Raw genomic sequence first — 19,805 nt, forward strand, 5'->3', positions numbered from 1 at the left:
ACGACGGCGGTCGGAGGAGGGGGGCCTGCGCGTGCCCGGCCGACGATTCGCCGGTGTCGCCCCGAGCCGGTCGCCCGGGGCGCGGGTAGGCTGTTCCCCCGTGACGGACGCACCGCTGGGCATCTTCGACTCCGGAGTCGGCGGGCTCACCGTCGCCCGCTCCGTGATCGATCAGTTGCAGAACGAGTCGATCGTCTACCTCGGCGACACCGCGCACTCGCCCTACGGCCCCAAGCCGCTCGCCGACGTCCGCGCCTACGCCCTCGACACGCTCGACACGCTGGTCGATCAGGGGGCGAAGCTGTTGGTCATCGCCTGCAACACCGCCTCCGCCGCGATGATGCGCGACGCGCGCGAGCGCTACACGCTGGGCCGTGGCATCCCCGTGATCGAGGTCATCCAGCCCGCCGTGCGCAGCGCCGTGCGCGACACCCGCAACCGCCGCGTCGGCGTGATCGGGACGGTCGGCACCATCCGCTCCCGCGCCTACGACGACGCCTTCGTCGCCGCCCCCGACCTGCAGCTGTTCACCGCCGCCTGCCCGAGATTCGTCGAGTTCGTCGAGGCGGGAGTCACCTGGAGTGACGAGCTGCTCGCCGTCGCAGAGGAGTACCTCGCGCCGCTGAAGGCCGCGGGAGTCGACACCCTCGTCCTCGGCTGCACCCACTACCCACTGCTCCGCGGCGCGATCGCCTACGTGATGGGGCCCGACGTCCGGCTCGTCTCGAGCGCCGAGGAGACCGCGCTCGACGTCTACCGCACGCTCGTGGCGCACGGCCTGCAGCGCACCTCGGCCGAGCTGCCCGCATACCGGTGGGAGGAGACGGGGTCGAGTGACTTCGTCCGCCTCGCCCGCCGCTTCCTCGGCCCGGAGGTCTCGAGCGTCCATCTCGTCGAGACCGGCACCATCAACCTGCGCGAGCTCGACCGGGCCGCGCTCCCGCACGATCGAGGGAGACCCGAGTGAGCGACAGCACCGCATCGAAGGCCACGCGCAAGGACGGGCGCGCGCCCGACGAGCTGCGCACCGTGACGATCGAGCGCGGCTGGAGCACCCAGGCCGAGGGCTCGGCGCTGATCTCGTTCGGGAACACGAAGGTGCTCTGCACCGCCTCCTTCACCTCCGGTGTGCCGCGCTGGCTGCAGGGCAAGGGCAAGGGCTGGGTCACCGCGGAGTACGCGATGCTGCCCCGCTCCACCAACTCTCGGATGGATCGCGAGTCCGTCAAGGGCAAGGTCGGTGGGCGCACCCACGAGATCTCGCGGCTGATCGGCCGGAGCCTGCGCGCCGTGGTCGACACGAAGGCGCTTGGCGAGAACACCCTCGTCCTCGACTGCGACGTCCTCCAGGCCGACGGGGGCACCCGCACCGCGGCGATCACCGGCGCTTACGTGGCGATGGCTGATGCGATCGAGTGGGCCCGCGGCAAGAAGTACGTGGGGCAGAAGGCGCAGCCGCTGATCGACAGCCTCTCGGCGGTGTCCGTCGGCATCATCGACGGTGTGCCCATGCTCGATCTGGCCTACGTCGAGGACGTCCGCGCCGAGACCGACATGAACGTCGTCGTCACCGGCCGTGGCCTGTTCGTCGAGGTGCAGGGCACCGCCGAGGGGGCCCCGTTCGACCGCCGCGAACTCGACGCGCTGCTCGATCTCGCCGTCGCCGGTGCCTCCGATCTCGCGCGCATTCAGGCCGAGGCGCTCGCCGCGGAGCCCGGCGCGTGAGCCTGGACGTCGTCCTCGCTACGCACAACGCGGGCAAGGTGGAGGAGTTCCGCGCGATGCTGGCCGGCGCCCTCCCCGGAGTGGGCGTCCGCGCCTACGACGGTCCCGAACCGGTCGAAGACGGTGTGAGCTTCGCGGAGAACGCGCTGATCAAGGCGCGCGCGGCGGCGGTGCACACCGGCCTCGTCGCGCTGGCGGACGACTCCGGGATCTGCGTCGACGTGCTCGGCGGCGCCCCCGGCATCTTCTCGGCCCGCTGGTCGGGGCGCGCGCACGACGCGAGTGCCAATCTTCAGCTCCTCCTGGCGCAGCTGCACGATGTGAAGGCCGAGCACCGCGGCGCGCACTTCAGCTGCACCATCGCGCTCGTCGTGCCCGATTCGGTGCTCCCCGGGGGACGGGAAACGGTGGTCGAGGGTCGCTGGGACGGAGTGATCGCGACGGCTCCCCGCGGCACGAACGGCCACGGCTACGATCCGGTCTTCGTCCCGGAGGCGGGTGCGCTCACCGCCGCCGAACTCGCTCCCGAGCAGAAGAACGCCCGCAGCCACCGCGCCCGCGCCTTCAGGGCCCTGCGCCCCGAACTAACCCCCCTCTCCACCCGCCTCTAACGCCCTGACCCACGCCGCGAGATGCCACTTGGGTAGGCCTCCGTCGGCGTGTCGCCTACCGAAGTGGCATCTCGCGGGAGCGGAGCTCAGGGCTTCGGGTGCTCGTCGAGGGTGTCGGCGTCGAGGACGTAGGCGGCCGCCTCGGTCGCGTCGGTCTCGGGGTCGGTGGCCGATGCGGCTCTGCGCCGCTGCAGGAAGAAGTGGCCGAGCGCGGGCACCAGCGCGAGCGCGACCGCGCCGATCAGGATCACGTCGATGTAGTGCGAGACGAAGTCGGCGACCGGCGGGATGAAGGCGAGCAGCCAGCCGACCAGGGTCACACCGCTGCCCCAGATCAGGGCGCCGATCAGGTTGTAGACGCTGTACTTGCGGTAATTCATGTGCGCCACGCCCGCCGCGATCGGCGCGAAAGTACGCACGACCGGCACGAAGCGCGCGAGGATCACGGCCAGGCCGCCGAAGCGCTCGAAGAACGCGTTGGTCCGCTTCACATTCTCGATGCTGAAGAAGCCCGACTCCTTGCGCTCGAAGATTCGCGGGCCGGCCTTGTGCCCGATCAGGTAGCCGACCTCTCCGCCGACGAAGGCCGAGAAGCCGATGGCGAGGCAGATCAGCCAGATCGGGACGCCGAGGCCGCCCTTGGACGCATTCTCGTGAGCTAACAGGCCCGTGATGATCAGCAGCGTGTCGCCCGGGAAGAGGAAGCCGATCAGCAGCCCGGTCTCGGCGAAGACGATGAGGCAGACCACGAGCACGCCCCAGGGGCCGAAGGAGGTCAGGATCGTCTCCGGATCGAGCCAGGGGACGAGGGCGGCGTGGTTCAACGGATCTCCAGTCGACAGGTGCCGGTGGCCGGTGGGCGGTCACGCGAGCGCGCTCAGCGTACCGGCCGATCCCGTGCGGAAGGAGGGACTCGAACCCTCACGCCTCTCGGCACAGGAACCTAAATCCTGCGTGTCTGCCATTCCACCACTCCCGCGTGCGGGCTCCAGTGTAGGAGAGAGGTCGCAGCGCCTCAGCCGCGAGGGGTGGTCGGCGGCAGAGAGCGCGGGATCCCGCGGGCAAGAACACCGGCCCCGCCGAGTCCGAGCACGCCCATCGCGACGGCGGCGAAGGGGAGTGACACCAGGGCCGTGAGGGCCGAGACCACGATCGGAGCGGCGGCGTTCCCTGCGTCACCCGTGAACCGGAACGCGCCGAGGAACGGAGCCGGATCGGCGGCGAGCAGCGAGGCGGCGAGCGCCAGGTGTCCCAACCCCGACCCGATCATCGAGGGGATCGCGGTGGCGGCCCGGCCGAAGCTGTCCATCAGCTGCCCGCCGAAGAAGAACAGGGCGAAGTCGAGGGCGCCAGCGATGCCGACGATGATCGCGATGCCAGTGTCGGCGAGCCCGATGCTCACCGCCCAGAGCGGAAGGATCAGCGTGCGGCTTGCCCGCAGCGCCCCGATCACGGCAGCACCGGAGCCCATCCGCGCGAGGACCCCGCGGTGCTCGCGCTGCGCCCGCCGCAGCACCGTCACCGGGTCCGGCACCAGCAGCAGCACCACGACGGCCGCGACGCAGCAGAGGAGGTGCACCCAGAACACCGACTCGACGGATCCGGTGAGGTGTATCGCTCCCGCCGAGAGGAATGGCCCGATCAGCCACCGCGCCCGCGCGCTGAGCGCACTCGCGGGGGCGTTCAGGGCTGGCCCCGCCACGAGGCCGGCCAGTGCTAGCGTCGCGCCGAGGTCGCCGGCGGCGGCCGGCAGCAGCGGGATGATCGCGCCCTCGCCGATCGAGAACAGCAGGGTGGGCAGGAAGGTCGACAGCAGCAGCGGCCCCACGGGAAGGGGAGCGAAGCGGTGCTGGTCACCGTCCTCAGCGTACGCCCGAGCCTCAGGGCGGCCGCCGGCCCCCGGTAGTCTGGGCTCACCATGCTGGACAACGATTTCACCGAGAAGATCACTGCTCTCCGCTCCACTTTCGCCGACATCCGCGCCGTCATCGATGTGGAGGGCCTGCGCTCGAAGATCGCCGAGCTGAGCGAGCAGGCGGGCGTCCCCGACCTCTGGGACGACACGGACAACGCGCAGAAAGTGACGAGCGCGCTCAGCCACCGTCAGTCCGAGCTCGCGCGGATCACCGCGATCGACCGGCGCCTGGACGACCTCGAGGTGCTCGTCGAGATGGCGAACGAGGCGGAGGATGCGGAATCCGAGCAGGAGGCGATCGCCGAGCTCGCGTCGCTCCAGAAGGTCATGGGCGAGCTCGAGGTGCAGACCCTGCTCGACGGCGAGTACGACGACCGCCCGGCCGTCGTCACCATCCGCGCGGGAGCGGGCGGCGTGGACGCCTCCGACTTCGCCGAGATGCTCATGCGGATGTATCTGCGCTGGGCCGAGAAGCACAAGTACGCCGCGACCGTGATGGACGCCAGCTATGCGGAGGAGGCGGGCATCAAGTCGGCCACCTTCCAGATCGACGCGCCGTACGCCTTCGGCACGCTCTCGGTCGAGGCCGGCACCCACCGCCTGGTGCGGATGAGCCCCTTCGGTGCCGCAGGCAAGCGCCAGACTTCCTTCGCTGCCGTCGAGGTCATCCCGCTCATGGAGGAGACCGAGGCGATCGAGATCCCGGACAACGACATTCGCGTCGACGTCTTCCGCTCCTCCGGCCCTGGCGGCCAGTCGGTGAACACCACCGACTCCGCCGTGCGCCTCACCCACCTACCCACCGGCACCGTGGTGTCGATGCAGAACGAGAAGAGCCAGATCCAGAACCGCGCGGCGGCGATGCGCGTGCTCCAGTCGCGGTTGCTGCTGTTGCAGAAGGAGCAGGAGGCGGCCACCAAGAAGGAGCTGGCCGGCACCATCACCGCGAGCTGGGGCGACCAGATGCGCAGCTACGTGCTCGCTCCCTACCAGATGGTCAAGGATCTGCGCACTGACCACGAAGTCGGCAACCCCTCGCACGTGTTCGACGGGGACCTCGACGGCTTCATCGCCGCGGGGATTCGCTGGCGCAAATCGGCGTAGCGCGCCACGTGCGCGTCTGCATCGACGCGCCGCACGCGCTCTCGGCGGACTCTTCGGGATCGTCGCTTACCCTCGTACCGACATGATTCGCTTCGACAACGTCTCCAAGCAGTATCGGGGCGGCACGAGACCCGCCCTCAACGCCATCGATCTCGAGATCCTCCGGGGCGAGTTCGTCTTCCTCGTCGGCGCCTCCGGCTCCGGCAAGTCCAGCTGCCTCCGCCTGATCCTCAAGGAGGAGCGCCCCTCCACCGGGTCGATCCACGTGCTCGGGCAGAACCTCGGCAAGATTTCGAGCCGCAAGGTGCCCTACTTCCGCCGCAACATGGGCGTGGTGTTCCAGGACTTCCGGCTTCTGCCCAACAAGTCCGTCTTCGACAATGTCGCGTTCAGCCTCCAGGTGATCGGCAAGTCCAAGGGCTACATCCAGGAGGCCGTCCCCGACACGCTCAAAATGGTCGGCCTCGCCGGCAAGGCGTCGCGTCTGCCGCACGAGCTCTCCGGCGGTGAGCAGCAGCGCGTGGCGATCGCCCGCGCCGTCGTCAACAAGCCGGCGGTCCTCCTGGCCGATGAGCCCACCGGAAACCTCGACCCCACCACGAGCGCCGGCATCATGGCGCTCCTCGAGCGGATCAACGCCGGCGGCACCACCGTGATCATGGCCACCCACGAGGCCGGCATCGTCGATCAGATGAAGCGCCGCGTGATCGAGCTCTCGGCCGGCAGCATCGTCCGCGACGAGAGCAAGGGTGGCTACGGTCAGACCGAGAGCATCACGGTCGTCCACGACGGCGTCGTGGTCGTGGCGGCCGACGACCACGCGGTCCCCGAGCACCCGTCGCCCCCGGCGATCATCGACAGCGAGCTCGCGCCTACCGAGGTCCCCGAGCTCGACCTGCGTCAGGAGGCGCCCGTCGCGGCGCCGGAGCCGGCCTACCTCTCGCAGACCGCCGCGCAGCCCCGCGTCCCCGAGGGTCGCCGCTCAGCCGCCGTCCCGGCAGAGCCCGAGCACGAGCCGGAGCCCGCTCAGGAGAGCCCGACCACTGCCCGCGTGGTCGAGCTGCAGAGCCAGACCGGTCCGATCTTCCTCCCCGCCGACACCGGCGCCCTGCCCGAGGAGTCACTGGCCGCGCGCCTGGGCCTCCGCGCACACGCGGGCGAGGGCGACGAGACCGGCGACGACCAGCAGAACGTAGGACCCGTCAAGTGAGATTCGCACTGATCTGGTCGGAGGTCGCGAGCGGCCTCCGTCGCAACATTTCCATGGTCGTTTCGGTGATCCTGGTGACCTTCATCTCCCTCACCTTCGTCGGCACGGCGATCCTGCTGCAGATGCAGATCGGCCAGATGAAGAACTTCTGGTACGACAAGGCACAGGTCGCGGTCTATCTGTGCACCGCTACCTCGGGCGGCTCGAACTGCAGCGGCTCCGACGCCACCCAGGAGCAGATCGACTCGGTGCAGAGCCAGCTCGAGGGACCGACACTCGCCCCGTACATCGACCGTTCCTACTTCGAGAACCACGACCAGGCCTACGCGAACTTCCAGCAGCAGTTCGCGGGCAATCCGGTCGCGGAATACGTCACTCCCGACCTGCTCAACCAGACGTTCTGGGTGAACCTGAAGGACCCGACCCAGTCGGAGGTGATCGTCGAGAGCCTCTCCAGCGTCTCCGGAGTCGAGAGCGTCACCGATCAGCGGCGGTACCTCGACCAGATCTTCTCGATCCTCAATGCGGCCAGCTACACCGCGATCGGCATCGCGGTGCTGATGCTTGTCGCGGCCGTGCTGCTCATCGCCACCACGATCCGCCTCTCGGCGTTCTCGCGGAGACGGGAGCTGGGCATTATGCGGCTCGTGGGGGCCTCGAACCGATTCATCCAAACCCCGTTCATCCTCGAGGGGGTCTTCGCCGCACTGGTCGGTTCGGTCCTCGCGGGGGTCGCGGTGGTCGGGATCGTGCAGTTCTTCGTGCAGGGCTTCCTCGCGTACCGGATCCCGCTCACCTCGTTCGTGGGTCTGGACGATGCGCTCGTCGTCGTGCCGATCCTGATCGTGGTCGGGATCATCCTGGCTGCCGTCTCGGCGAACGTGGCGATCGCGCGGTATCTGCGGGTCTGATCCGCCTCGGGACGTATACTGGTGGGCTGTCCCGTTCGGGGCGGCCCACCGGTGCATCACCCCGATGATGCCCGCCCCACTTCATCCGCTCGCGACCCGAGGAGCAGCCGTGCCCAGAGAACAGGGACAGAAGGTCGTCGCAACCAACCGCAAGGCGCGGCACGACTACCTCATCGAGGACACCTACGAGGCAGGCCTCGTGCTCACCGGCACCGAGGTGAAGTCTCTCCGGGCCGGCCGCGCCTCGCTCGTCGACGGCTACGCGTTCGTCGACGGGGGAGAGGCCTGGCTCGACGCCGTGCACATCAACGAGTGGGCGCAGGGCACCTGGACGAACCATCCGCCGCGCCGCAAGCGCAAGTTGCTGCTGCACAAGGCGCAGATCCTCAAGATCCACAACAAGGTGAAGGAGGGCGGGTACACGCTGATCCCGCTCTCGCTCTACTTCAGTGACGGCAAGGCCAAGGTCGAGCTGGCCGTGGCCAAGGGCAAGAAGGACTACGACAAGCGCCAGGTGCTCCGCGAGCGCCAGGACCGCCGCGAGGCGGATCGCGCGATGGCGACCCGCCGCCGCCTCGGCGACTAGGGGCGCCGTCCGGACGATGTCCGACGGGTGTGGCGCAAGCCTCTCCGTTGCGCCTGTCTCTTTGAGACACTGGATTTCGTGTGTCCTCCCGAAATCAGTGCCCCCGCCGCCCTGAGCGCAGCCGACGAGAAGACCCGCTGGCGCGCCTTCGCGGTCAGCGTCGGCGTGGCGGCGATCACGATCCTCGACCTCTCGAAGGTCAACGTCGGCCTGCCGTCGATCGAGCGCTCGCTCGGCGCGGACGCCAGCCAGCTGCAGCTGATCGTCGCGGGCTACGCGCTCGCCTTCGGCCTGGCCCTCGTGCCGGCCGGTCGGCTCGGTGATATCCGCTCGCGGCGGCTCCTGTTCCTGATCGGGTTGAGCGCGTTCACCATCACGAGCCTGCTCTGCGCGGTCGCCCCCTCGATCGAGATGCTCGTCGTGGCGCGCTTTCTGCAGGGCGTCGCCGCGGGCATCCAGATGCCGCAGGTGCTCGGGCTGGTGCAGCAGATGTTCACCGGGGCCGAGCGCGCCCGGGCCTTCGGGGTCTTCGGCGCGACTATCGGCCTCTCGACCGCTTTCGGCCCGACGCTCGGCGGTCTCCTGATCGCGATCGGCGGTGAGCAGGACGGCTGGCGCCTGCTCTTCTGGATGAACATCCCGCTGGGGATCGCGGCCCTCGTCTTCGCGTGGAAGCTCATCCCGACGAAGCGCTCGGCGCCGGAAGGCGACAGGTCTCTGGATCCGATCGGGCTGCTCCTGCTCGCGGTCGCGATCTTTGCGTTCATGCTGCCGTTCCTTCTCACGACCGGCTCCTCGAGCGACTCGCCGTTCCGCTGGTTCTGGCTGGTTCTCGCCGCGGTGGCCGCTGCCGTCTTCGTGCGCTGGGAGTCGCACTACGCGGCGTCGGGGCGGACGCCGGTCATCGACTTCCGGATCTTCCGGACCAGCTCGTATCGGAACGGCATCCTGGTCGCGACCTCCTACTTCGCCGCGATCCCGGCGACCTTCCTCCTCACGACGCTCTTCCTGCAGCAGGGGCTCGGGCTCGAGCCAGTGTTCGCGGGCATGGTGAGTATCCCGTTCGCGCTGACCTCGGCGGTGACCGCCTGGTACGGCGGCAAGCTGGTGCAGCGCTACGGACGTGCACTGGTGGTGCTGGGCATTGTGCTGGTGGTCATCGGATTCACGCTGGTGCTGCTCGCCGCCGAGCTCCTACCGGCCGAGACCGCGGCCTACGGCATGGGCGCCGCCATGCTGGTCGCGGGAGCCGGCGGCGGTTTCGTGGTGTCGCCGAATCAGACGCTCACTCTCGCCGAGATCCCGCCAGCGCAGGGCGGCGTCGCCGGCTCCGTCGGCCAGCTCGGCCAGCGGGTAGGCACTGCGGTCGGCACCGCCTGCGCCTCGGCCGTCTTCTTCGCGACGCTGGCCAGTGAGCAGGGGATGGCCGAGGGCCTGGACCGGTACCACGACGCCTTCCGCAACGGCTACATCGTCACGCTCGGACTGATCGCCCTCGCCCTGGTACTCGGTCTGATCGATCTGCGCCGGCTCCGGGTGAGCGCCCGCGGAGCTGAGGTAGACTGAACTCGTAACTCCACAGTGTGCGACGAACGACCCACTCCAGTGGCCCTCCGGCCGCCGAGTGCTCGCGGGGATGATCGGTTTCGACATTGCCTGCGAAACTGCGAGAAGCGGGTCGAGGATCCAGGGTTATCTCGTTAACGATCTCTGGAAAACACAGGTGCCGAACAGAAGCGCACCGACTTCGCTCTCGCTGCCTAAGCCAGAGTAGATAGTCCGTCAGCCCGTGGGTGCGTCCTCGCCCCGGATCCTGGCGTCATTAAGAGGACTTGCTGCGTCGTTACGCCTGAGGGCGACGCGGGACTCGAACTCGGGCTGGGCCCGTCGACCGATGCGCCGGTGGTAACGGTCGGGGCCGAGCAGAACGCTCTCATCGGCTACACCCGTAGAAGGCGCAGAATCACAGCGATGGACGGGGGTTCGATTCCCCCCATCTCCACCATCGGTCGTCGTCGCACATTGGGAGTTGTGGTCCGTCCCGCCTACGAAGGGCGCACGTCGAGCTGCCGGACCCTGCCGTAGAGCGTGAGCAGCGCGAGGCGGTCGTCGTCATCGTGCACGGGGGCGAGGGCCAGCGGGGGTGCCCAGGCGCGGTAGAAGGTGCCCGGAGCGAGGACGGCTACGGCGGCCCCCGCCGGGTAGGGCGCACGGCGATCCACCGCCAGCTCGGCGAAGGCATCGGGCAGGTGCTGGTGCAGCACATCGAGCAGTGGGCGCAGCCGTGTGGCACGCGCGTCGTCCACGGTGAGAGTCACGGCGTTCATCGCTGCGAGTGCGGCCACCAGGTGCTCGGCGGCGGTGTCGTCGTCACAGCGCTCCGTGACCAGCAGCGAGACGACTCCGCGCGGCTTCAGCCAGCCGAGGGTCGCCGCCTCGGCGTCCCCGTGCACCGAGACGACCCGGTCGGAGGTGCGGGTGTAGTCGCGGAGGAGCCGCGACCACACGTGGCTCTTCCCGTCGGCCAGGGCGTCCGCCGCTGCGAGTAGCGCGCGCTGCCGGTCGAGGCGCGGCAACAGGCTGTCCGCGGGGCCCCAGCGCCGCTCGGCCGTGCGACAGCGCTCGAGGGGTTCCTGGTCGTGCTGGTCCTGCATGTCGACTCCTGAGCCGCCGGTGTCTGCGCCCCGTTGCGCCACCGGTCGTCCCTCAGAGTGCACTCGCGCAAGCCGCCTGTCAATCTGCTGAACGGCTACCCAGGCAGGCCGGGTGAGCGCGCGGAGCCGAAGAGGCTGCCGGTGGTGGAGTCGTCGTCCGGGTCGAAGACGGCGCAGACGACACTGCGGTCGCCGTGGCGCCAGCCGACCTCGGACGGGACCATCGAGCGGTACTCCAGAGCGGAGTCGCCGTAGGCGATGCCGATCACCGCACCGAACTCGGGCTCGCAGCTCGCATCGGCCTGCGCGAGCAGCGTGGTGCGGCCGGTGTAGCGCTCGCCCGGCTGCGCGAACGAGTGGAAGATCTCGAGCGCGTGCTCCTCGGAGCACGGGACGACGTCGACGTCAGCGATCCGGTTGTCGCCGGGGTCGTCGAGGCAGTCGCCGCGTCGGAGGGAGAACACGTCGGTGACACCGGCCACGGTCACCGTCCCGCCCTCGTCGCGGACCGCCTCCGGACCGTCGGGGCCGACGACCGAGGAGCAGCCGGACAGGAGCAGGAGGAGCGCCGCACCGGCAAGTGCCGCCGTCCGACTCCTCATCGCCGCGCCACGATCGCGAGCACCGCGTCGTGCAGCAGACCGTTGGTCGCGACGGCGCTGCCGTGCCACGGACCGTCCTCGCCGTCGGCGGAGCTGAAGCGCCCACCCGCCTCCTGCACGATCGGCACCAGGGCGGCGAGGTCGTAGGGCTTCACGTCGAACTCGCCCGCACCGTCGAGGAGGCCCTCGGCGACGAGCATGTAGGGCCACGCGTCTCCATAGGCCCGATCCCGCCAGACGGCTCCGGCGAGTTCGAGCAGCTGCGGGAGCCGGCCCGCGCCGTCCCACTGCTGGATGCTGTTGTAGCTGAAGGTCGCGGAGGAGAGGGAATCGATGCCCGAGACGTGGAGCGGGCGCGGCTCGACGTCGGCGCCCAGCTCGACGGCCCACGCCCCGGAGCCCTTTGCGGCCCACCAGCGCGTGCCGAGAGCGGGAGCGGAGACCACGCCGACCACGGGGACGCCGTCGACCGCGAGCGCGATCAGGGTCGCCCAGATCGGCACGCCGCGCAGGAAGTGGGCCGTGCCGTCGATGGGGTCGAGGATCCACTGCCGCGAGGCTTCGCCCGAGGTACCGAACTCCTCGCCGAGGATCGCATCGGCCGGACGTTCGGCCGCGAGGAGCGAGCGAATCGCCTCCTCGACGGCTCGGTCGGCGTCGGTGACGGGGGTGCGGTCGAGTTTGGTGTCCACGACGAGGTCGAGAGCGCCGAACCGGTCCCGCGAGATGGCATCCGCGGCGTCCGCGAGGCGGAGGGCGAGGCGGAGGTCGTCGTCGAAGCTCGGGTCAGCGCTCTGCGGGGTCACACGCCCACGATACCGGTGGCCCGCCGCTCACGAGGGGCCCCGAGGCTCTCGATTTGACGGGACGGGGGGACTCGCTGGTAGTGTGATCCCTCGGTTCGGCTCGCACGATCAGCTGACCGGAACGCACCTCTAGCTCAATCGGCAGAGCAACTGACTCTTAATCAGTGGGTTCTCGGTTCAAGTCCGAGGGGGTGCACGATCAGCCCCGCACCTCCTCGTGAGGTGCGGGGCTTCGTCGTTTGTGGGAGCAGTGCTCCGGCCTCTCGCCGTCGTTCGTCGACGCAGGGCGGGTCGGGCGGGTCGTTACTGGCCGGCCCGTTCGCTATCGATCTGGAGGCCTTCCGTGGCGGCGGCGAGGGCGTCGTCCAGTCGGGAGTGATTCGGTGCTCCGACGAGGATCGAGAGCGAGATGGCGGGTCGCGCGAGGTTGCGCGCGACAATCCGCTAGGGGGAGCCGTCCGGATCGGCGACCAGGTCGGCGGTCAGAGCCTCGATCGTGCCGCCATCGAGCCGGGGGAGCGTCGCCGGCCGCAGTTCCCCGACCACGTCGGAGGTCGTCAGGGCCGTGCGTGTCGCTTTCTCGTCGCCGACACTCCGGTCCGTATCGGTCAGCCGCAGCTGGCGCGCAGTGATGCGGGTGTGGTCGGCCGCCTGGAACACCCAGCAGCCGTTGGCGATGTCGCTCCGGTCCGGGTCGAACGTGAAACCGTGATCCGCGAGACTCGAGGTCGAGATGTGCCAGAAGAGTACGTCCTCGGCAGCGAGATCGTCTCCCGCCGCGAAGCTCATCGTGCCGGAACCGGTGAGAGCGTCGGCGGCGGCCGCAATCTCGTCGTCCGTCGGCGCAGACGTTTCGGTGGATCCGACTCCATTCGGTGCAGACGTCGCGAAGGAGAAGGAGGGCGAGGGCACGGCGTTGCCTCCGTCCTGTGTTGCGGAGCAGCCCGCGAGGGCCAGGGCGGTGATGACGGCGACGAGTGGGGCGGCGGTGAAACGGAGGGACGTCATCGCGGTCACTCGGTGGGCGGCGTGGTGGACGACGCACCGACCAGCGGCAGAACGCCTCGGAAGTCGACGGTCGTCGATCGGATTCCGACGTCGAGCGCGGCGGAGGCTTCGGCCTGGTCCTCGGCGGCGGCGATCAGGCTCAGCGCAATTCCCGTCTGCGTGAAGGTTCGCGCGACGGTGGTCCAGGCGAGGTCGTCGTCCGAGGCGATGTCGGCGCGCAGCGCGTCGACGGTGCCGCCGCCGTCGAAGGTCAGTGACGCCGGCTGGATGTCGCCCAGAGGTCGGGACGTCTCGATGGCGTGCCGGGTCGCGTCTTCGTCGCTCACCGCAGGGTCGTTGTCCCGGACGCGCTGCTGAACGACCAGGAGCGTCGTTCCCGCGTCGTCGCGGAAGAGCCAGTGTCCGGTGGACGGGTCGGTACCCGAGTCGACCGCCCGGAATCCGGCCGCCGTGAGCGCGGCCTGGTCCAGATTCCAGTAGGCGGTGTTGTCGGGGGAGAACGCTGCGCCCGCCTCGAAGGTGAAGGCGCTCGCCCCGGCGAGCACGCCGGCGATCTTCTTGAGCGTCTCCGGGTCGTTCAGGTCCGAGCCCGGATCACTGCTGAACTGGGCTGCTGCGGACGTGGGCGCTGCCGAGGGGGTGGGCGACGCGGACGGCGACGGGTCGACTCCCGCCGCGGTGCAGCCCGCGAGCGCCAGAGCGACGGCGACGGCGACCACGGGAACGGAGGTGGAACGGATGGACATGACTCTCCCTCGGCTTCGGTGCTGAGACGCTAACAGGTGCCTGAGCATCCGCACGGCGTCCGGCGCAGAATGCGGCAGGGCCCCCGTTCGCGTGGCAAGATCTCCGTTCGCTTCCGTCACCAAAACGGCGACCGTCCGGAATACGCCCTGCCTCGCAAAGAGCCGTTCTTCAGCAGCCGGCGCGACTACCGCAGCACGAGGCTGAGACGGTCACGAGCACGGCAGTCCCGAATCCAACCCACGCCCCGAGAACGATCGCTCCGAACCATGCAGCACCTCGTAGTGTCACCCGCCTTCGTCGGGGCGTCGTCGTCACTGCAACGGCTAATGCGATCAGGGGCGCGAGTACGGGAACTGCCCGAACGACGGCCGTACCCAGGTCGAATCCGCACGTGTCGTACTCGCCGGAGATTCCCGGGGACAACAGGACTACACCGAGAAAGAAGGCGGATCCGACCAAGAAGGCGGCAATGACTAGCGCCGCCGATGTCGCTCCCCGAACATTTTCGTACGACTTTTCGGCTCGTCGCGTGACCCACAGCCATAGAAAACAGGAAATGAGCGTCAGAGCAGCCGCGACGGCTGACTCGCCTAGAATTGCTCCGACATGCATCCCTCCGCATGGTCGCCATCCACGAATCGCATCGAGCTGCAGGAAAGTGGAAAAGAGCATCGTTGATACGGCCGCGGCAGCGTACGTTGACGAACGATCTCGCCCGGGCGATTGCTCTCGCTTCATGCTTGAGGCTTATGCAAAATTGGTTTTTTGCCGAGTGAAAAAGATGAGTCCGCGGACGGCGTTGAAGGCATCTCGGAAGGTGCGCAGTGGCCGCCGGTAGTCGGTGTGGAATATCCGCCAGGTCTTGATGCTAGCAATTGTTCTCTCGATCACGTAGCGGTGGGTGTTCACGAAGCGATTGTGGTGTTTGGCGTAATTTGGCAGATGTTCTTCGCTTGGCCTCTTCTTTATTGGTGTGACCATTCCGGTGCCTTGATAGCCTTTGTCGGCCAGCGTGTTCGAGAGGTTAACGGTGTCGGCCAACCCGGTTTCTCGAAACGCGTGGGCATCGTGATGCTTGCCCGCGATCGGATCCGAAATGTGGATCAACCGACCGGAGAGATCGGCGAGGACCTGGCAGTTGTGCCCCGTGGTCATGTGTTTCCCGGAGTACAGCTCTGGCGCGTCCGACCAGGACCAGCACGGCAGGAGCGTGCCGTCGATGACGGCCGTTGTCCCGCGGAGCGCGGCCTCGACGTCCGGTTGCTCGTCGTCTATCACGACATTGAGCATCGCCTCAACCGACGCGATCGTTCGCGACACGGTCGACTGACTGACACCGACCACATCAGCGATCAACTGCTCGGTCACATTCTGGCGATAATAGAGAAGAGTGACCCGCAATGCTCCCTCGAGGGAAAGTCTGCGCGGACGTCCTCGCCGCCGACGCCACATGAACTCGTTCTCGATCCGTTCGGCGAGGATCGCGTAGTGCTCGGCCGTCATTCCCGTAGTAGACTGTGTGCGCACCGGCTGGTTCCTTTGCGAAGAGTTTCTGTTAGAGGCTGCTCTTCAATCAAAGCGGATTAGCCGGTGTTATTCGTGACCGACACGCGCAAATCCATCTCGATCAATCGTATTTTGCATAAGCCTCCTTGTTCCCCGATTCCTGCCTGTTCCCCGATTCCTGCCTGAATCCCGATTCAGCGTTCCGTCCAGCTCATTGCTGCAGTGACGGCATCTGCGAAGCCTTCGGCGACGTCGTTGAGTTCGCTGGCGAGGATTGTGGCCGAGGGACTGAATTTCGGTGCCGATGTGCCTGGATTGCGAACTTCGATGAAGTGGTCTTTCGGCCAGGCCGTCATCGGCCACGGGTCGGTGAACACGTGTTTCACGGCTGCGATGAGTACGGCGTGAGTGCCGAAACGCAACGCAAAGAACTGCTTCGCAAGCCATCCCGGGCGTCGAGTTCGAAGCCGTGCTCGCTCAGGATTGACATCTTCATGGTCCAGAACGGTTCGCCTGTGGCATGCACTGCGGCTCCATCGGTGAAAGTGGTGGGGTTAGTGCCGGTTGAGGTGTCGGCGGCTCCGTCGGTGGCTGAGGAAGCGCTCGGGTCGGGTGCTGCTGGCGCGGCAGGGAAGGAGAACGACGGCGTGACGGCAGTCTCCGCGGCGGTCTCGTCTCCCGGGCTGGCGGTCCCCGGGCTCGCGCAGCTCGCGAGGGCGAGGACGGTGGCCACGACCACAAGTGTGCGGGACAGGGGTCGGATGGTCATGGCTCTCCCTTGGTGTGGTGCTCGGACGGTGGTGCTCGGTCAGTGGTCGCTCGGGGCGGGGGTGGGGCCACCCACGAGGGGCAGCACGCCGTGGAATCCGACGGTGGTCGACCGGACCGCGAGATCGAGCGCGTCGTCTCCGCGGGGGACAGCGCGGCGCGCAGAGCGTCGATCGTTCCGCCGCCCTTCACGGCCAGGGAGACGTGCTGCACCTCCCCCTGAGGACCCGAGATATCGATCACATGCTGGCTCGCGGCCTCATCACTGACCCGCGGATCGTTGTCCTTCACGCGCTGCTGGATGATCATGATCGTCCTTCCCGCGTCGTTGCGGAAAGTCCGGTAGCCCTTCGCGGGATTCGTACTCGAGGTGTCCGCCTGGAGGCCGGCCGATGAGAGTGCTGCCGTGTCGGTGTCCCAGTTCGGCGTGTTCTCGGAGGAGAGGGCGGCGCCGGCGTCGAAGGTGAGGGCGCTGGTACCCGCGAGCGCGGCGGCGACTCCCTCGAGTGTGGCCGGGTCGTGGAGGCCCGCCCCGTCCGTTCCCGCGAAGCGCTGGCTCGCCGAATCCGTGGCCGTTGGTGCGGCCGGGAACGAGAACGAGGGGGAGGGAGTCTCCGCCGGAGTCTGGCCTCCTGCTCCGGAACGGCCCGTGAGGACGGCGGTGGCCGCGATCAGCGCGGCAATCGTGGATGACGTTAACATGATTCGCCCTCGCGTTCGATGCTGGGACGCTAGCAGGCGCGCGACGACAGGCGCCTCGTCCGGCGCGCGACGACGACCGCCGCGAGGTACCAGTGGGGTAAGCGAGACGCCGACAAAGCTGCACCCAAGAGGCATCTCACGGGGCCAGGTTCCGGGTCTGGACGTTGGCGCAGCATTGGGGAGGGGAACCGGACGGGCTTCCGGATTCGTGGAAGGCTTATGTGTTCGATCCGCTCGATGGTGCGCGCTTGTCTCCCGCCAACGAAAGGACACCTGTGCCTGAAGACGTCCTCCCCGAGATCGGTTCGATCGCGTTCGCCGTGGTGATCGCGATCGTGATTGCCGTCGTAGCGACCGCCCTCGCCGCTCTCGTCCTCCGCTCGATCGGCAGACGCAAGACCTGGGCGCGCCTGCTCATCCGCCGAATACGGGTCCCCCTGCGGGTCCTCCTGGTGACGATTGCCGTCTGGACGGCCCTGGCCGCGACGGTCTCAGGCGACGTCTGGCCGGGGCTCATTGAACGAACGTTCCAGATCGCGACCATCGGGGCGGCAGCGTGGGTGATCGGGGCGCTGTTCGTGTTCCTCGAGGATCTGGGTGCCGAGCGCTATCGGACCGATACGGCCGACAACCGGCGCGCCCGTCGCCTCCGCACGCAGATGACGATCATCCGGAGGGTCGCTGTGGCGGCCGTCGTCGTCATCGCGATCGGAGCCTCGCTGCTGACCTTCCCGGAGGCGCGGACCGCCGGCGCAAGCCTGCTGGCGTCGGCGGGCGTGCTGTCGATCGTGGCGGGCCTCGCGGCCCAGTCGAGCCTCACCAACATCTTCGCCGGGATGCAACTCGCCTTCAGTGATGCGATCCGGCTGGACGACGTGGTGATCGTCGAGAACGAATGGGGTCGGATCGAGGAGATCACGCTGACCTACGTCGTCGTCCACCTCTGGGACGACCGCCGGCTGGTGCTGCCCACGAACTACTTCACGACCCAGCCGTTCCAGAACTGGACCCGCACCGGTTCCGAGTTGCTCGGTGCGGTCGAGCTCGACCTCGATTGGCGGGTGAGCCCCGAGCAGATGCGCGACGAGCTGCACCGCCTGCTGGCGGAGACCGAGCTGTGGGACGGGCGCACCAGCGTCCTGCAGGTCACCGATGCGACGGGCGGCTTCGTGCGCATCCGGGTGCTGGTCACCGCGAAGGACGCGCCCACGCTCTTCGACCTGCGCTGCTATGTGCGGGAGCGGCTCGTTTCGTGGCTGCACGAGAGTGACCCGGTCGCCCTGCCACGCCAGCGCGTCGAGATGGAGCGGGAGCCCGCGCCGACCGCGACCCCGCGCCGACACTCCTCCTCGGCTCCCGACAATCTGTTCTCGGGCGACGAGCGCTCGAACGAGCGGGCCGCGCTCTTCACCGGTCTGATCGACCTGCGCGACACTCCGAAGCGCGACTAACTCCCGCGAGATGCCACCTATGAGAACGACACGCCGGGGGCGCGCGTCATAGGTGGCATCTCGCGGGAGGGGAGCTCAGCGGTTGACGGAGCTCATGTCGGCGTACCGATCGCCGACGGGGGCCTCGAGCGAGTCGAGGGTGTCCAGCTGCTGCGGAGTGAGCACAAGGGCGTCGGCGGCGGCGTTCTCCTCGATGCGCGAGACCCGTTTGGTGCCGGGGATCGGAGCGATGTCCTCACCCTGCGCGAGCAACCAGGCGAGCGCCACCAGGGCGGGAGTCGCGTCCGCCTCGGCCGCCACGCGGTCGACGGCCTCGACGATCCGGAGGTTCGCCTCCAGTGCTTCGTCGGCGAAGCGCGGATTGTCGCGGCGGAAGTCGTCGCTGCCCAGTTCGTCGACCGAGCGGATGCTGCCGGTGAGGAAGCCGCGGCCCAGCGGCGAGTACGGCACGAAGCCGATGCCGAGTTCGCGGAGCACCGGCAGCACCTCCGCCTCGGGGTCGCGGGTCCAGAGCGAGTACTCGGACTGCACCGCAGTGACCGGGTGCACGGCGTGCGCGCGGCGGATGGTCGCGGGCGCCGCCTCCGAGAGGCCGTAGCCGCGCAGCTTGCCCTCCTGGATCAGCTCGGCGAAGGCTCCGGCGGTCTCCTCGACGGGGACGCCGGGGTCCATGCGGTGCTGGTAGTAGAGGTCGATGCGGTCGGTGCCGAGGCGCTGCAGCGAGCCCTCGACGGCGAGCCGCAGGTTCTCGGGGGAGCCATCGAGCCCGCGGCTCCCGTCGCCGCGGTGCTGGATCATGCCGAACTTGCTCGCCAGCACGACCTGGTCGCGGCGGCCGGCTAGCGCTCGGCCCAGCAGCTCCTCATTCGTATACGGGCCGTAGATCTCGGCGGTGTCCAGGAACGTGACGCCGAGCTCGAGGGCGCGGTGCACGGTACGGATCGACTCCGCGTCGTCGGTGCCGGCGCCGGTGTAGAACGCCGACATGCCCATCGCGCCGAGGCCGAGGCGCGAGACCTCGAGGGCGGCGACGTCGGATCCGAGGGTGATCGTCTTCATCTAGGTGGTGGTCCTCTCCTGATACGCCGCGATCTTGATGTCGATCGCGGCGAGGCTGGTGTGTGTCCGGGCGAGCTGCGCCTCGACCTCCTCGCGGTGCCTCCGGAGCAGCGCGAGGCGCTCCGGCTCCGTGTCGGGCCCGACCCGGAGGAGCCGGGCGTACTCCCGGATCCGCGCGATCGGCATGCCGGTCGAGCGGAGCTTGGTGAGGAAGTCGACCCAGCCGACGTCGGCCGGCCGGTAGCGGCGGTGCTGCGACGCGGCGCGCTCGACCGGGTCGAGCATCAGGCCGGCGCGCTCGTAGTAGCGCAGGGTGTGCACGGTGAGACCAGTGACGGCGGCGACCTGCGAGATCGACAGCGCCTCCGGCTCGGCCGGGGCGGCGGTGGCGGTGGACATGGCGTCAACCTACGACGTCGAGTGCGCTCGAGGTCAAGCGG

At 68.6% G+C, this 19,805-nt stretch carries 22 protein-coding genes, 2 tRNA genes and 1 other RNA gene; 11 read left to right on the forward strand and 14 right to left on the reverse strand.

All coding sequences use genetic code 11. The features are described from left to right. Positions 1-100: 100 nt before the first annotated feature. From murI to rdgB, 3 genes are read left to right on the forward strand one after another with little or no spacing between them, the layout of a single operon-like run. Positions 101-967, forward strand: coding sequence for a glutamate racemase (gene murI / locus A6122_RS04550; protein WP_068252112.1), 867 nt, complete (start codon positions 101-103; stop codon positions 965-967). Then, complete coding sequence (gene rph / locus A6122_RS04555) at positions 964-1,725, forward strand: ribonuclease PH (protein ID WP_068252114.1); 762 nt, start codon at positions 964-966, stop codon at positions 1,723-1,725. Before murI ends, rph begins: the two co-directional genes overlap by 4 nt. Continuing rightward, positions 1,722-2,336: an RdgB/HAM1 family non-canonical purine NTP pyrophosphatase gene (rdgB, locus tag A6122_RS04560; RefSeq protein ID WP_068252116.1), complete on the forward strand. Its 615-nt coding sequence runs from the start codon at positions 1,722-1,724 to the stop codon at positions 2,334-2,336. The genes rph and rdgB overlap by 4 nt, the downstream gene beginning before the upstream one ends. An 86-nt stretch (positions 2,337-2,422) precedes the next feature. Here the strand turns inward: rdgB and A6122_RS04565 are convergent, their stop codons facing one another. From A6122_RS04565 to A6122_RS04575, 3 genes are all read right to left on the reverse strand, one after another. Beyond that, positions 2,423-3,160: a DedA family protein gene (locus A6122_RS04565; RefSeq protein WP_068252118.1), complete on the reverse strand. Its 738-nt coding sequence runs from the start codon at positions 3,158-3,160 to the stop codon at positions 2,423-2,425. Between the two features lie 74 nt (positions 3,161-3,234). Continuing rightward, a tRNA-Leu gene (locus A6122_RS04570) sits at positions 3,235-3,315 on the reverse strand. 36 nt (positions 3,316-3,351) lie between these two features. Next, a complete protein-coding gene (locus tag A6122_RS04575) occupies positions 3,352-4,164 on the reverse strand; it encodes a hypothetical protein (protein WP_104261914.1) in 813 nt (270 codons plus the stop codon). Positions 4,165-4,254: 90 nt separating this feature from the next. Between A6122_RS04575 and prfB the strand changes: the two genes are divergently transcribed. The 6 genes from prfB (at position 4,255) to ssrA (ending at position 10,067) form a co-directional block, all read left to right on the forward strand. Then, complete coding sequence (prfB, locus tag A6122_RS04580) at positions 4,255-5,355, forward strand: peptide chain release factor 2 (RefSeq protein ID WP_068252121.1); 1,101 nt, start codon at positions 4,255-4,257, stop codon at positions 5,353-5,355. Positions 5,356-5,437: 82 nt separating this feature from the next. Continuing rightward, on the forward strand, positions 5,438-6,565 hold the full coding sequence (ftsE, locus tag A6122_RS04585; protein ID WP_068252124.1) for a cell division ATP-binding protein FtsE: 1,128 nt from the start codon (positions 5,438-5,440) through the stop codon (positions 6,563-6,565). Continuing rightward, positions 6,562-7,476 (forward strand): permease-like cell division protein FtsX, encoded by a 915-nt coding sequence (gene ftsX / locus A6122_RS04590; protein ID WP_068252127.1) that lies wholly within the window; start codon positions 6,562-6,564, stop codon positions 7,474-7,476. The genes ftsE and ftsX overlap by 4 nt, the downstream gene beginning before the upstream one ends. Positions 7,477-7,585: 109 nt before the next feature. Then, positions 7,586-8,062, forward strand: coding sequence for an SsrA-binding protein SmpB (gene smpB / locus A6122_RS04595; protein WP_068252130.1), 477 nt, complete (start codon positions 7,586-7,588; stop codon positions 8,060-8,062). A 78-nt stretch (positions 8,063-8,140) separates the two neighbouring features. Next, positions 8,141-9,628 (forward strand): MFS transporter, encoded by a 1,488-nt coding sequence (locus tag A6122_RS04600; RefSeq protein ID WP_104259539.1) that lies wholly within the window; start codon positions 8,141-8,143, stop codon positions 9,626-9,628. Between the two features lie 66 nt (positions 9,629-9,694). Next, positions 9,695-10,067, forward strand: a transfer-messenger RNA (tmRNA) gene (ssrA, locus tag A6122_RS04605). Between the two features lie 40 nt (positions 10,068-10,107). Here ssrA and A6122_RS04610 read toward each other — a convergent pair. From A6122_RS04610 to A6122_RS04620, 3 genes are all read right to left on the reverse strand, one after another. Beyond that, a complete protein-coding gene (locus tag A6122_RS04610; protein ID WP_068252133.1) occupies positions 10,108-10,716 on the reverse strand; it encodes a hypothetical protein in 609 nt (202 codons plus the stop codon). A 95-nt stretch (positions 10,717-10,811) separates the two neighbouring features. Beyond that, positions 10,812-11,318 carry a septum formation family protein gene (locus A6122_RS04615; RefSeq protein WP_068252136.1) on the reverse strand — a complete coding sequence of 169 codons (507 nt, stop codon included), beginning with the start codon at positions 11,316-11,318 and terminating at the stop codon, positions 10,812-10,814. Beyond that, entirely contained in the window at positions 11,315-12,124 is an 810-nt protein-coding gene (locus tag A6122_RS04620) for an inositol monophosphatase family protein (RefSeq protein ID WP_068252139.1), read from the reverse strand. The genes A6122_RS04615 and A6122_RS04620 overlap by 4 nt, the downstream gene beginning before the upstream one ends. Before the next feature lie 123 nt (positions 12,125-12,247). Here A6122_RS04620 and A6122_RS04625 point away from each other — a divergent pair. Beyond that, positions 12,248-12,320: transfer RNA gene (locus tag A6122_RS04625), tRNA-Lys, on the forward strand. A gap of 248 nt (positions 12,321-12,568) precedes the next feature. On the opposite strand, the gene A6122_RS04630 is transcribed toward A6122_RS04625, so the two are convergent. From A6122_RS04630 to A6122_RS04645, 6 genes are all read right to left on the reverse strand, one after another. Further along, positions 12,569-13,132, reverse strand: coding sequence for a hypothetical protein (locus A6122_RS04630; protein ID WP_068252142.1), 564 nt, complete (start codon positions 13,130-13,132; stop codon positions 12,569-12,571). A gap of 5 nt (positions 13,133-13,137) precedes the next feature. Further along, the gene (locus A6122_RS04635; protein WP_068252145.1) at positions 13,138-13,878 is read right to left on the reverse strand and encodes a hypothetical protein; all 741 of its coding nucleotides are present in this window, start codon (positions 13,876-13,878) and stop codon (positions 13,138-13,140) included. A 748-nt stretch (positions 13,879-14,626) separates the two neighbouring features. Beyond that, entirely contained in the window at positions 14,627-15,382 is a 756-nt protein-coding gene (locus A6122_RS04640; protein ID WP_084415693.1) for a transposase family protein, read from the reverse strand. Positions 15,383-15,579: 197 nt separating this feature from the next. Beyond that, entirely contained in the window at positions 15,580-15,771 is a 192-nt protein-coding gene (locus tag A6122_RS16410) for a hypothetical protein (protein ID WP_146076700.1), read from the reverse strand. Beyond that, complete coding sequence (locus A6122_RS16415) at positions 15,768-16,154, reverse strand: hypothetical protein (RefSeq protein WP_157593783.1); 387 nt, start codon at positions 16,152-16,154, stop codon at positions 15,768-15,770. The genes A6122_RS16410 and A6122_RS16415 overlap by 4 nt, the downstream gene beginning before the upstream one ends. Then, entirely contained in the window at positions 16,151-16,855 is a 705-nt protein-coding gene (locus A6122_RS04645) for a hypothetical protein (RefSeq protein ID WP_068252147.1), read from the reverse strand. The genes A6122_RS16415 and A6122_RS04645 overlap by 4 nt, the downstream gene beginning before the upstream one ends. A 275-nt stretch (positions 16,856-17,130) precedes the next feature. On the opposite strand from A6122_RS04645, the gene A6122_RS04650 reads away from it, so the two are divergent. Continuing rightward, positions 17,131-18,306: a mechanosensitive ion channel family protein gene (locus A6122_RS04650; RefSeq protein WP_237358233.1), complete on the forward strand. Its 1,176-nt coding sequence runs from the start codon at positions 17,131-17,133 to the stop codon at positions 18,304-18,306. Between the two features lie 75 nt (positions 18,307-18,381). Here A6122_RS04650 and A6122_RS04655 read toward each other — a convergent pair whose 3' ends face one another. Next, positions 18,382-19,365, reverse strand: a complete 984-nt coding sequence (locus tag A6122_RS04655; protein WP_068252152.1) for an aldo/keto reductase — start codon at positions 19,363-19,365, stop codon at positions 18,382-18,384. After that, complete coding sequence (locus A6122_RS04660; protein ID WP_068252155.1) at positions 19,366-19,764, reverse strand: MerR family transcriptional regulator; 399 nt, start codon at positions 19,762-19,764, stop codon at positions 19,366-19,368. Between the last annotated feature and the right edge of the window lie 41 nt (positions 19,765-19,805).

The sequence above is a fragment of the Rathayibacter tritici genome (assembly GCF_001641005.1).
Classification (GTDB): domain Bacteria; phylum Actinomycetota; class Actinomycetes; order Actinomycetales; family Microbacteriaceae; genus Rathayibacter; species Rathayibacter tritici.